The organism is Streptococcus oralis ATCC 49296 (genome assembly GCF_000185265.1).
In the GTDB taxonomy this organism is placed as follows: Bacteria; Bacillota; Bacilli; order Lactobacillales; family Streptococcaceae; genus Streptococcus; species Streptococcus oralis_BC.
Genome location: NZ_GL622183.1, coordinates 1,071,275 through 1,083,633, shown reverse-complemented (window position 1 = coordinate 1,083,633; position 12,359 = coordinate 1,071,275). Strand labels below are relative to the sequence as shown.

Annotated in this window: 11 protein-coding genes and 1 tRNA gene; 4 read left to right on the top strand and 8 right to left on the bottom strand. The window is 42.4% G+C overall.

The features are described from left to right. Position 1 precedes the first annotated feature (1 nt). From HMPREF8578_RS07460 to HMPREF8578_RS07440, 5 genes are all read right to left on the bottom strand, one after another. Positions 2–1,279, bottom strand: a complete 1,278-nt coding sequence (locus HMPREF8578_RS07460) for an ABC transporter permease (RefSeq protein WP_001068266.1) — start codon at positions 1,277–1,279, stop codon at positions 2–4. A 393-nt stretch (positions 1,280–1,672) separates the two neighbouring features. After that, positions 1,673–1,758, bottom strand: a tRNA-Leu gene (locus HMPREF8578_RS07455). A gap of 80 nt (positions 1,759–1,838) precedes the next feature. Then, complete coding sequence (locus HMPREF8578_RS07450; RefSeq protein WP_001029646.1) at positions 1,839–2,414, bottom strand: cysteine hydrolase family protein; 576 nt, start codon at positions 2,412–2,414, stop codon at positions 1,839–1,841. After that, the gene (gene codY / locus HMPREF8578_RS07445; RefSeq protein ID WP_000940725.1) at positions 2,414–3,202 is read right to left on the bottom strand and encodes a GTP-sensing pleiotropic transcriptional regulator CodY; all 789 of its coding nucleotides are present in this window, start codon (positions 3,200–3,202) and stop codon (positions 2,414–2,416) included. The genes HMPREF8578_RS07450 and codY overlap by 1 nt, the downstream gene beginning before the upstream one ends. 282 nt (positions 3,203–3,484) lie before the next feature. Further along, positions 3,485–5,062 carry a DEAD/DEAH box helicase gene (locus tag HMPREF8578_RS07440; protein ID WP_000671075.1) on the bottom strand — a complete coding sequence of 526 codons (1,578 nt, stop codon included), beginning with the start codon at positions 5,060–5,062 and terminating at the stop codon, positions 3,485–3,487. A gap of 316 nt (positions 5,063–5,378) precedes the next feature. On the opposite strand from HMPREF8578_RS07440, the gene HMPREF8578_RS07435 reads away from it, so the two are divergent. The 4 genes from HMPREF8578_RS07435 (at position 5,379) to HMPREF8578_RS07415 (ending at position 10,281) form a co-directional block, all read left to right on the top strand. Beyond that, positions 5,379–6,695 carry an FAD-containing oxidoreductase gene (locus HMPREF8578_RS07435; RefSeq protein ID WP_000958916.1) on the top strand — a complete coding sequence of 439 codons (1,317 nt, stop codon included), beginning with the start codon at positions 5,379–5,381 and terminating at the stop codon, positions 6,693–6,695. A 250-nt stretch (positions 6,696–6,945) separates the two neighbouring features. Further along, a complete protein-coding gene (gene murT / locus HMPREF8578_RS07425; protein ID WP_000770031.1) occupies positions 6,946–8,289 on the top strand; it encodes a lipid II isoglutaminyl synthase subunit MurT in 1,344 nt (447 codons plus the stop codon). Further along, positions 8,289–9,071 carry a lipid II isoglutaminyl synthase subunit GatD gene (gene gatD, locus HMPREF8578_RS07420; protein ID WP_000263170.1) on the top strand — a complete coding sequence of 261 codons (783 nt, stop codon included), beginning with the start codon at positions 8,289–8,291 and terminating at the stop codon, positions 9,069–9,071. The genes murT and gatD overlap by 1 nt, the downstream gene beginning before the upstream one ends. A gap of 127 nt (positions 9,072–9,198) precedes the next feature. Then, positions 9,199–10,281, top strand: coding sequence for a M24 family metallopeptidase (locus HMPREF8578_RS07415; protein ID WP_000040930.1), 1,083 nt, complete (start codon positions 9,199–9,201; stop codon positions 10,279–10,281). Between the two features lie 40 nt (positions 10,282–10,321). Here HMPREF8578_RS07415 and HMPREF8578_RS07410 read toward each other — a convergent pair whose 3' ends face one another. The 3 genes from HMPREF8578_RS07410 to truA are packed head-to-tail and all read right to left on the bottom strand — an operon-like array spanning position 10,322 to position 12,273. Further along, positions 10,322–10,783, bottom strand: a complete 462-nt coding sequence (locus tag HMPREF8578_RS07410) for an ECF transporter S component (RefSeq protein WP_000814994.1) — start codon at positions 10,781–10,783, stop codon at positions 10,322–10,324. After that, positions 10,761–11,534, bottom strand: coding sequence for a bifunctional hydroxymethylpyrimidine kinase/phosphomethylpyrimidine kinase (locus HMPREF8578_RS07405; protein ID WP_000794787.1), 774 nt, complete (start codon positions 11,532–11,534; stop codon positions 10,761–10,763). Before HMPREF8578_RS07405 ends, HMPREF8578_RS07410 begins: the two co-directional genes overlap by 23 nt. Then, a complete protein-coding gene (truA, locus tag HMPREF8578_RS07400; protein WP_025168827.1) occupies positions 11,524–12,273 on the bottom strand; it encodes a tRNA pseudouridine(38-40) synthase TruA in 750 nt (249 codons plus the stop codon). The genes HMPREF8578_RS07405 and truA overlap by 11 nt, the downstream gene beginning before the upstream one ends. Positions 12,274–12,359 lie beyond the last annotated feature (86 nt).

Genomic DNA, 12,359 nt, shown 5'->3' with positions numbered 1-12,359 from the left:
CTTAACTAATAGATGATAAAATTTCTTTCGGCGATTTTCTAAATAGAAATACGAAACAAAGGGCTACAGACAAGCAACCAATCAGGAGCAGAAAGACATAGGATTCTGCAAAGGATAGGAGACTGGTTGATAGACCACTTGCTTTGGCCAGAGTGTCCTGTAAGGTTGCCTGATCTCCACTGGCTAGTACAGTTTGGAGTAGATAGGATGTGATGGCATTTCCTGCAACAAATGCTGGAAGCAAAGCTCCAAGAGATACCAACACCACTTCTAAACAGAATTGTAGGAAGATTGAACTCTTGCCTTTTCCAAGTGCGAGTAGAATCCCCACTTCGTAGACCCTTTCTCTCAACCAGAGGGACAAGACCAAAATCAAAGCTCCTGCTCCAGCTATCAACATCCCATAAAGGAAGATGGTGAGGAAGGTTTGGAAGGTTGCCACTGAGTCTTTAATTTGTTCAAAGGCCTTGTTTTCCTTCTCAACTTGGTAACCTTGACTTTCTAAAGCCAAGTTTTCTACCTGCTTCATGAGTCCGTCCATTTCCTTAGGATTTTCTACATAGAAGCGCGCTGCACTGACTTGCGGTTCACTATTTCCCAGAAGGGTTTGGCTGCTTTCATAGTCTGTAAAGACCTGGTTTTCACTGAAGTCGGAAGACAAGCCTGTGAACTTTTCTTGTTTTTTACCAGAAAAGATGCCGACAATTTCAAACTCTACTGTTTGCCCCTTTCCAGCTTCGGACTGACCAGCATCCAAGCGAATCTTGTCGTGAAGCGAAAGACCATTCTTCTTGGCCAACTCTTCGTGGATCAGGATTTTCTTGGAGTCCCCTTTTTGAAGGTGTCGCCCTTCTTTTAGATTGAAAGCCGAACTGGTAAAGGTGACATCCTTGGATGAATCCTCGAGAGCCGTTAAGCTAACCAAGTTCTTGTCTGCAGCTGACAAATCATCACGTTCTACGCTCTGCTCACCACTCACCGCTTCCTTGTCTTTCAGTTTTGCGACCGTCTCAAGTTCAGGAGAGACATTTTCCAGTCCCTTAATCTTGCTCACGGATGCAAGGTCAGACAACTTGAAGGTCTGTCCATTTTCTATCTTTTTGATAGAAAAAGATGTGTTGAGTGATTTGTAAAGATTGCTTTCTACTGTTTTGTTGGACTTCATCAGAGTCAAACAGGCTGACATTCCTGCTAAAAGGACAAATAAAATCAGAAATAAAATAAAACTTCTCAGTCGTTTTCTGCTGACATAAGCCCAAGCTCTTTGGATTGGATTCATTTGTCACCTCCATATTTGTAAGACTATTATAAAATCCAAATATGAAATGTTTATGAAATCAAAAATTTTTTTTGATTTATTTTTTGAAAAAACAAAAAAGCTAGCAAACGCTAACTTTCCTTCATATATAAGGATAAATAGTACCAATCAAAAATCTACTTCATTTTAAAAATGATAGTCACATCTTTCTGATTAGTATTTTTCCATCTCCTAAGTTCTTCATTTTCTGACTTGTGTTTGAGGATATTCTTGATAGAATGAAATGGAAAACTCAGTTTAAATGTTCTGATACAATGACTGTTCTTGATACCAATATTATTCGATATAGGAAACGTAGCCTCTAATCTTCTTTGTAAAAACAAAAAGAGCTAGCCAAAGCTAACTCTTACCCTATGCGGAGAGAGGGACTTGAACCCTCACGACCTAAAGCGGTCACAGGATCCTTAGTCCTGCGCGTCTGCCAATTCCGCCATCCCCGCGTCGATTACTTTACTAGTATATCAACTTTCAAAATCTTTGTCAACACTTTTTTCAGATTTTTTTCATTTTTCCAACAGTCTTATTGTTCAATTTCAGCAAGGTTTTCATCCAGTAATTTTGCTCCCAATGTGTTCTTAAAATGCCCAAGAGCAAACTGATGATTTTCTGGCCAAATAGAGGCAACTGCAGGCTTGACAATCTCGATTTGATAACCTAAATTATAGGCATCAATAGCCGTATGAAGAACACAAATATCCGTCAAAACACCTGTTAAGATAACAGTATCAACCCGACGTTCCCGCAAACGGATATCTAAGTCCGTTCCTGAAAATGCTGAATAGTGACGCTTGTCCATCCAAAAGACGCGACTATCCGCCTCATGCTCAGCATAAAAGTCAGCTAGGGGGCCATAAAGGTTACGCCCACTAGTGCCGATAATATTGTGAGGTGGAAAGAGCTTGCTTTCTGGGTGGAATGTATCCTTCTCTTCATGAGCATCAATGGTAAAGAATATATAGTCTCCACGATCAAAAGCTAATCTGGTTGCCTGATCAATGGCTTTTGATATTGCTTGAGCAGGTGCTCCAGCAGTTAGCTTTCCATGGTCTGCTACGAAATCCTCTGTATAGTCAATCGAGATTAAAGCCTTTGCCATTAGTAGTCCCTCTTTTTCACTTCCTCAAAAATATCACCAATTAGAACTTTGAGATAAGTCCCCTTCATTCCTAATGAACGACTCTCAATAATTCCCGCAGACTCCAATTTACGAAGCGCATTGACAATCACTGAGCGTGTAATGCCAATACGGTCTGCAATAACAGACGCAGTCAGCTGTCCTTCATTTCCATCCAGCTCAGCTAAAATAGCTGATACGGCACGAAGTTCTGAATAGGAAAGGGTGTTGACCGCCATGGTAACAGCCGTACGACGGCGAATATTTTTCTCATCTTCTTCACGTTGGAAGTTCAACAGTTGAATCCCTACAACCGTGCTCGCAATCTCGACAAGAATCAAATCTTCATCTTCAAATTTCTTATCATTGCGCCAAATGATCAACGAACCTAGGCGAATCCCTGATACATGAATCGGAGCGATGGTCGTCAACCCATCTGGAAAGTCCGCACGGCTCTCCACAGGGAAAATGGTCAAATCATGTTCAACAGGAAGATTTGCTTCCGTGTCATAAATCATGTTTGCCCCTTGTACATAGACCTCAGGGAAGGTTTTGGTTTGGAAGAATTGTTCTACACGGTCATTATTGGTCTTATAACGCATAAAGTAACCCAAGAGACGTCCCTTGTTATTCACAATACAAGCGTTACAGTCAATAATATCAGCTAACTGGCGTGTGATCGCATTGTAAGGAAGTTCATCTTGGAGTTGCTCTTCTGAGCGCTTTAGAATAGACGTGATTTTTCTTGTTTTTTCTAATAAATGTGCCATTTTTTACCTCGCATATAATCGCTTCCATTATAACATAGAAAAGTCTTTATTTCAATAATTATCTGAAAATTGCTTATTTATTTGCAATTTTGAACAGCAAAAATATTTTAGAAAAAAAGCGATTTTTTTATTGACATCCTATTTTATTTTTGATATTATAACATTATAAGAAGATGACATGATAAATCCCTTTCCGTTTCACCTATCCTTTACTATCACCATCTTCTTTTACTATCGGTCTCCTTATATATAAAAGCGATTCACAGTGTGAATCGCTTTTTTCTATTTGTCTCCTTTGTTACGAATAACAAAGCCGGTCTTCTTTTCGCTTGAAGTGTTGCGAGGTTTTTTATTGTCTTTGTTACGGTAACGTCTGTCTATATCAAAACGATCGTTCCCACGACTGCCTTTCTTGAAATCATCACGGCGACCATTGCCACGGCGCTCACGATCTCGACGGTCGTCCCCACGACGGCCTCCACGACCTCCCTTACCTTTGCCACCAAAGCCATTACCTGATGGTTTAAATGGCAGTGGTTTTTCACGCGCAATCTCCACTTCAGGAAGGCTGTCTGGATCTTGGACTGTCAGACTCAAGATATACATAGCCAATTCTTCTGGACTAAATTCTGCTGCTAACTTACGAGCATCTTTAGCAAATTTCTCAAAGTTCCCACGAATTGCTTCGTCTGCGAAGTCTCGTTCGATTTTCTTGAGCGCTACTTGTTTCTTAGCTTGGAAGGCTTCTTCTGCTGTTGCTGGTTTCAAGCCTTTCATGCGTTTCTTAGTCAAGTTTTCGATGATTTGAAGGTAACCCATTTCATTTGGTGCTACAAAAGTAATAGACTGACCTGACTTACCAGCACGACCTGTACGACCGATACGGTGAACATAACTTTCAGGATCTTGTGGAATATCGTAGTTGTAGACATGGGTCACACCTGAGATATCCAAACCACGTGCTGCCACGTCAGTCGCAACTAGAACATCAAGATTCCCATTTTTAAAATCACGAAGGACACGAAGACGTTTATTTTGGTCCAAATCACCATGAATCCCTTCTGCACGGAAACCACGGATCTTAAGACCACGAGTCAATTCATCTACACGGCGTTTGGTACGACCAAATACAATAGCAAGTTCTGGTTGTTCCACATCCATGAGATGTGTCATGGTATCAAATTTCTCTTGTTCCTTGACACGGATATAGTATTGGTCAACCAGCTCTGTTGTCAATTCCTTGGCAGCAATCTTGACATGCTCAGGGTCTTTCATAAACTGAACACCGATACGTTTGATAGCATCTGGCATGGTTGCTGAAAAGAGCAAGGTTTGACGATTTTCAGGGACACGGGAAATGATGGCTTCAATGTCTTCAAGGAAGCCCATGTTGAGCATTTCGTCCGCTTCGTCAAGGATAAGCGTTTCAATATCTTGTAATTTCAAGGCCTTGCGTTTAATCAAGTCCAAGAGACGGCCTGGTGTTCCGACTACGATGTGAGCACCCGATTTAAGGGCCTTGATTTGTTTTTCAATGCTGGAACCACCGTAAACTGAGCGAACTTTCACTCCTTTGCTACGGCCAAAGCGGAAGAGTTCTTCTTGGCTTTGGACAGCGAGTTCACGAGTTGGAGCGATAACCAAGGCTTGGATGGTCGCTTCTTCTGTACGGATTTTTTCAAGGGTTGGCAAGCCAAAGGCTGCAGTCTTCCCTGTACCAGTCTGAGCTTGACCGATAACATCTTTTCCTTCGAGGGCCAAGGGAATGGTCTGTTCTTGGATAGGACTGGCTTCTACAAAACCAGCTTTTTCAATCTCTGCTAACAATTCAGCAGACAAGTTAAATTCATTAAATTTCACGTTATTCTTCTTTCTAAAGGTGGTGCGAAGCCACCCTATAGGGCTTTAGTTTATACTTTTCTTTTCATGACGTATCTTGTACAAAAATGAGATACCGTGTTGCTTCTTTTCCACGAAAGAAAAGTACTAGTTTCTTTGCAACCTATCTAGTATAACACAAGAGAGAAGCAAAAGATAGTAGAATCCTTTAGGAAAATCATGTAAACGATTTTCCACAAATATAAATACATCCTTATATGGTTCGTTTCTCCCGTAGCAGAATTGTGCAAAAGTTTTTTTCTTGTGCTAGAATGAAATGCGAATAGGAGGAAGATAAATGTTAACTTATGATTTAATCGTTATCGGATTTGGTAAGGCAGGGAAAACACTGGCTGGTAAACTAGCTTCAGCTGGTAAAAAAGTTGCCCTTATCGAACGTAGTAAGGCTATGTACGGCGGAACTTGTATCAACATTGGTTGTATCCCAACTAAAACTTTGCTAGTTGCCGCTGAGAAAAACTTGTCTTTTGAAGAAGTGATTGCTACCAAAAACACCATCACTGGTCGACTTAACGGTAAAAACTATGCGACTGTTGCTGGTACAGGCGTGGATATCTTTGATGCGGAAGCTCACTTCCTTTCAAACAAAGTCATCGAAATCCAAGCTGGTGACGAAAAACAAGAACTCACTGCTGAAACTATCGTTATCAACACTGGTGCTGTTTCAAACGTCTTGCCAATCCCTGGACTTGCTACAAGTAAGAATGTCTTTGACTCGACTGGTATTCAAAACTTGGACAAATTGCCTGAAAAACTTGGTGTCCTTGGTGGTGGAAATATCGGTCTTGAATTTGCAGGTCTTTACAACAAACTTGGAAGCAAAGTTACAGTCCTAGATGCCTTGGATACTTTCCTACCTCGTGCAGAACCTTCCATCGCAGCTCTTGCTAAGCAATACATGGAAGAAGACGGTATTGAATTACTTCAAAACATCCGTACTACTGAAATCAAAAACGACGGTGACCAAGTCCTTGTCGTAACTGAAAACGAAACGTACCGTTTCGACGCTCTTCTCTACGCAACTGGACGTAAACCGAATGTAGAACCACTTCAACTTGAAAATACAGATATCGAACTTACTGAACGTGGTGCTATCAAAGTAGACAAACATTGTCAAACAAACGTTCCTGGTGTCTTTGCAGTCGGAGACGTCAACGGTGGACCTCAATTTACCTACATCTCACTTGATGACTTCCGTGTTGTCTATAGTTACCTTGCTGGAGATGGTAGCTACACACTTGAAGACCGTCTCAATGTACCAAACACTATGTTCATCACACCTGCACTTTCACAAGTTGGTTTGACTGAAAGCCAAGCAGCTGATTTGAAACTTCCATACGCAGTGAAGGAAATCCCTGTCGCTGCCATGCCTCGTGGTCACGTAAATGGAGATCTTCGCGGTGCCTTCAAAGCTGTTGTCAATACTGAAACAAAAGAAATTCTTGGAGCAACTATCTTCTCAGAAGGTTCTCAAGAAATCATCAACATTATCACTGTTGCCATGGACAACAAGATTCCTTACACTTACTTCACAAAACAAATCTTCACTCACCCAACCTTGGCTGAGAACTTGAATGACTTGTTTGCGATTTAAGTTGAGACTGATTTGTTAGCTAACAGCCCTCTTTGGGCTGTTTTTGCTTCTGCGAAATCTCATACTCTTCGAAAATCTCTTCAAACTACGTCAGCTTCACCTTGCCGTATATATGTTACTGACTTCGTCAGTTCTATCTACAACCTCAAAGCAGTACTTTGAGCAACCTGCGGCTAGCTTCCTAGTTTGCTCTTTGATTTTCATTGAGTATCAAATCTGTCTTTTCCCTCTTTTATGATATAATAGAAACATGAAATTAAAAACTACTTTGGGCCTCCTAGCTGGGCGTTCTTCTCACTTCGTTTTAAGCCGTCTTGGCCGCGGAAGTACGCTCCCAGGAAAACTCGCCCTTCAATTTGATAAAGATATTTTACAAAATCTAGCTAAGAACTACGAGATTGTCGTGGTCACTGGAACCAATGGAAAAACCCTGACAACTGCCCTCACTGTCGGCATTCTAAAAGAGGTCTATGGTCAGGTTCTGACCAATCCAAGCGGTGCCAATATGATCACAGGGATTACGACAACCTTCTTGACGGCCAATTCCTCTAAAACTGGGAAAAACATTGCCGTTCTAGAAATTGACGAGGCCAGTCTATCTCGTATCTGTGACTACATCCATCCTAGCCTTTTTGTCATTACTAATATTTTCCGTGACCAGATGGACCGCTATGGTGAAATTTACACAACTTATAACATGATTTTGGATGCCATCCGTAAGGTACCTACGGCTACAGTTCTCCTCAATGGTGACAGTCCGCTTTTCTACAAGCCAGCTATTCCAAACCCAGTTCAGTATTTTGGTTTTGACTTGGAGAAAGGGCCAGCCCAACTGGCTCACTACAATACCGAAGGGATTCTCTGCCCTGACTGTCAAGGCATCCTCAAATATGAGCACAATACCTATGCCAACTTGGGTGCCTATATCTGCGAAAATTGTGGCTGCAAACGACCTGACTTGAACTACCGTCTGACAGAACTAGTTGAGTTAACCAACAATCGTTCTCGCTTTGTCATTGACGGCCAAGAATACGGAATCCAAATCGGTGGACTTTACAACATCTACAATGCCCTTGCTGCGGTTGCCATTGCTCGCTTCCTCGGTGCAGATTCGCAACGGATCAAACAAGGATTTGATAAGAGCAGAGCCGTATTTGGTCGCCAAGAAACCTTCCATATCGGTGACAAAGAATGTACTCTTGTCTTGATTAAAAATCCTGTTGGCGCTACCCAAGCTATCGAGATGATCAAACTAGCTCCTTATCCATTTAGTTTATCTGTTCTCCTCAATGCCAACTATGCTGATGGGATTGATACTAGCTGGATCTGGGATGCGGACTTTGAACAAATCACTGACATGGACATTCCAGAAATTAACGCTGGAGGTGTTCGTCATTCTGAAATCGCTCGTCGTCTACGAGTGACGGGCTATCCAGCTGATAAAATCACTGAGACGAGCAATCTGGAGCAAGTTCTCAAAACCATTGAGAACCAAGACTGCAAACATGCCTATATCCTAGCTACCTATACTGCTATGCTGGAATTCCGTGAACTGCTGGCTAGTCGTCAGATTGTTAGAAAGGAGATGAACTGATGGTTTATACTTCACTTTCCTCAAAAGCTGGCAACTACCCTTATCAGCTCAATATCGCCCACCTCTATGGAAACCTCATGAATACCTACGGGGACAATGGTAACATCCTCATGCTCAAGTATGTGGCTGAAAAACTGGGAGCCCATGTGACGGTTGACATCGTTTCTCTCCATGATGACTTTGATGAAAATCACTATGATATTGCCTTTTTCGGTGGCGGTCAAGACTTTGAACAAAGTATCATCGCAGGCGATCTACCCGCCAAGAAAGAAAGCATTGACAACTACATCCAAAATGACGGTGTGGTTCTCGCTATCTGTGGTGGTTTCCAACTATTGGGCCAATATTATGTTGAGGCTTCAGGCAAACGTATCGAAGGACTCGGTGTCATGGGCCACTACACCCTCAACCAAACCAATAATCGCTTTATCGGTGACATCAAGATTCACAATGAAGATTTCGATGAAACCTACTACGGATTTGAAAATCACCAAGGTCGTACCTTCCTTTCTGATGACCAAAAACCGCTGGGACAGGTGGTCTATGGAAATGGAAACAACGAGGAAAAGGTCGGCGAAGGGGTTCATTATAAGAATGTCTTTGGTTCCTACTTCCACGGACCTATCCTCTCTCGTAATGCCAATCTGGCTTATCGTCTAGTCACTACTGCCCTCAAGAAGAAATACGGCCAGAACACCCAACTCCCTGCCTATGAAGATATTCTCAGCCAAGAAATCGCTGAAGAATACAGCGACGTCAAAAGCAAGGCTGACTTTTCTTAAACTAAAGAAAACTAGACCAAAGAACTCCCCTATCTTGTCGGAGTTCTTTTTGTCTGTTCTTTTACCCTTCTCCCTTGCATTTTCTCTCTTTTTTTGCCAAAATAGAGGGGTAGAAAGAAGGTAGCATATGTCTAAATTACAACAAATCGTAACATATCTTGAATCAGAAAAACTAGACGTCGCTGTCGTATCTGACCCCGTCACTATTAATTACCTCACTGGCTTTTACAGTGATCCCCATGAACGCCAAATGTTTCTCTTTGTTCTAGCGGATCAGGAACCTCTCCTCTTTGTTCCAGCTCTCGAAGTGGAGCGTGCAACCAATACTGTTTCCTTCCCAGTTGTGGGCTATGTGGATTCTGAAAATCCATGGCAAAAAATCAAAAATGCTTTGCCTCAGCACGACTTCAAACGTGTCGCTGTTGAGTTTGACAATCTCATCTTGACCAAATACCATGGTTTGAAAACAGTCTTTGAGACTGCTGAGTTTGAAAACCTCACTCCTCGCATCCAACGCATGCGCCTCATCAAATCAGCTGACGAAGTGCAAAAAATGATGGTTGCAGGGCTCTATGCTGATAAGGCTGTAAAAGTTGGTTTTGACAATATTTCTCTTGATAAGACAGAGACAGATATCATCGCCCAAATCGACTTTGCCATGAAACGTGAAGGCTATGAAATGAGCTTTGATACCATGGTCTTGACTGGCGATAACGCTGCAAATCCGCACGGAATTCCTGGTGCAAACAAGGTCGAAAAAGACGCCTTTCTCCTCTTTGACCTCGGTGTCATGGTCAATGGCTACGCATCAGATATGACTCGTACTGTCGCTGTCGGTAAACCTGATCAATTCAAGAAGGATATCTACAACTTGACACTTGAAGCTCAACAAGTTGCCCTTGACTTCATCAAGCCAGGTGTGACTGCACATGAAGTGGACCGCGCTGCCCGTGAAGTCATTGAAAAAGCTGGTTACGGTGAGTACTTCAACCACCGTCTCGGTCACGGTATCGGTATGGATGTCCACGAATTTCCTTCTATCATGGAAGGAAACGACATGGTCATCGAAGAAGGCATGTGTTTCTCTGTTGAACCAGGTGTCTATATCCCTGGTAAAGTCGGCGTTCGTATCGAAGACTGTGGTGTTGTTACCAAGGATGGCTTTGACCTCTTTACAAGCACCAGCAAAGATTTGCTTTATTTTGATTAAACCTAAATAAGCAAAAAGTCAGCTCAAATAGCTGACTTTTTTATTTTATCTTCTTAACACTCTGAAAGACTACAAACCCCACAACCATTCCCAAGGTATTTTGCAGGAAGTTTGGAAGGATTTCTGGTAAGGCTGCTGACCAGCCATTCATCAGGGTAGAACCTAGGGCGTAGCCACTTACCATGACGATAGTAGCCAAGACAAGGCCTAGCCATTGCCACTTCCCTTTAAAACCTGCAAAAAATCCTTGCAAGCCATGATTTATCAAGCTAAAGAACATCCACTGTGGAAAGCCTGATAAAAGGTCAAGCAGAAAAGCTGCTAGTCCTCCAACGACGGCCCCTTCTTTACTGCCAAAGTAAAAGGCAGTAAAGAAAATACCTGCATCCAAGAGAGTCAATATTCCTGTTGCCGTTCCAATTTTCAAGTAATAACCTAGAACCACAGAAAGGGCGGTTAAGAGGGATACAAGGGCGATTTTAGTTGTTTTGGTTTGCTTCATATTGTCTTACTCCATATTGATCTGCTTGTGCAATAGCACGGTAAACGAAAGCTTTCGAGCTCTCTACTGCTGGTAAAAGTTCATCCCCTTTAACCAAGTGACTGGCAATGCTTGAGGCAAAGGTACAACCTGCACCAGCATTTTGACCTTGGATAACAGGATTTTCTAGAACAGTGAAAGTTTGTCCATCATAAAAGATATCCACTGCCTTGTCCTGACTGAGGCGATTGCCTCCCTTGATAATGACTGCTGGCACTCCTAAATCATGCAATTTCTGCGCTGCAGCTTTCATGTCTTCCAATGTTTTAATTTCCTGACCAGCCAATAATTCTGCTTCAGGAAGATTTGGCGTAATCACACTGACATGAGGGAAAAAGCGAATCAACTCTTGGCAGAGTTCACTGACAGCCACGTCGTGCGTTTCCTTGCAGACCAAAACGGGGTCCAATACCACAGGCACTCCTGGACGTTGCTTGATAAAGTCCAAGGCCTTCTCAGCCACACTGATAGTAGGAAGAAGGCCAATCTTAATCCCTGCAAACTCGACATCACGTAAGCTATTCAACTCATGTTGGAAAATAGTATCATCCGTAGGGAAGACTTCAAAGCCCTTTTCGGTCAAGGCCGTCAAACAAGTGACAGCTACAAAGCCATGCAAGCCGTTCAAGGTATAGGTAGCCAAATCAGCTGACAAACCACCACCACTAAAAATATCATTCCCAGAAAGGGCTAAAATACGATTATTCTTCATAACGAATCTCCTTTAAATACAAGCCATTTGGTGCAGCCGTTGGACCTGCTAGCTGCCTGTCCTTCTTCTTCAAAATCAAGTCAATCTGCTCAACTGGCATCCGATTATTTCCGATTTTGAGCAACGTCCCCACCATATTGCGAATCTGCTTATACAAGAAGCCATTTCCTGAAAAGCTAAAGGTCAAAAATTGGCCGGTCTCATCAACACTAAGTCTGGCTTCTGTAATAGTCCGAACCTTGTCCTCTACACTGGTTCCAGATGCTGTAAAACCGGTGAAATCATGAGTTCCCTCTAGCTTTTTGATTGCCATCTGCATCCGCTCCACGTCGAGCGGATAGGGAAAGTGAGTAGCGTAGTGACGACGCATGGGATTTTTAGGACGCCCCCTATCTACTATAAACTCATAGGTCTTGCTGTGTTTGGCATAACGGCAATGAAAATCATCTGCCACAATCTCAATCGAAATCACATCAATATCTTCTGGAGATTGGGTATCCAGAGCAAAACGGAGTTTTTCCTCATCCATCTGATAGGGCAGATCAAAATGAATGACCTGTCCCAGAGCATGGACCCCACTATCGGTCCTACCAGCACCGTGAACAGTGATGGCTTGCCCCTTATTGAGTCTCGTTAAGGTTTTTTCGATTTCCTCTTGAACGCTCCTCGCATGAGGCTGGCGCTGAAAACCGGCAAAGGCAAAACCATCATAAGAAATAGTTGCTTTATATCTTGTCATAACTTCTATTTTATCAGGAAACAAAAGTGTAAACAAGTTTAAAAACCAATAATTGTCTGGGTACAAAATTCCCAAAAAGAAAAACT